Origin of the sequence: Psychrobacter sp. TB20-MNA-CIBAN-0197, from assembly GCF_040309765.1 — a bacterium.
GTDB classification, from domain to species: Bacteria; Pseudomonadota; Gammaproteobacteria; order Pseudomonadales; family Moraxellaceae; genus Psychrobacter; species Psychrobacter submarinus.
Window position 1 is genome coordinate 1 of record NZ_JBEOPC010000552.1, and the last position, 274, is coordinate 274.

Sequence of the window (274 nt, forward strand, 5' to 3'; positions counted from 1 at the left end):
CGCTTAACACCTGTATACTTACGCGCTAGATATTTTTCTAGGCCTTCGGCTGCCGTCAAACGTTCAAGAATAGACAAACGCTTTTCTTTGTCAAACTCGATATGACCTAAGTTGGTCTCTAGATATTGTTCCATCCAGCGCTTTTCGGTACTGGTGGTGACGTGCATATATTCGACACCGATGTAGCGGCAATAAACACGCTCCATAATTTCAATAATTTCTCGTAACGGTGCTTCGTCCTTACCGATATTCAAATCATTGGTAGGATAAATGG

1 protein-coding gene is annotated in these 274 nt (G+C 42.3%); it reads right to left on the minus strand.

Annotated elements, in window-relative coordinates; genetic code table 11:
* Positions 1 to 274 (minus strand): hypothetical protein (locus AAEY83_RS14920; RefSeq protein WP_351060115.1); only part of this gene is annotated, 274 nt, incomplete at both ends.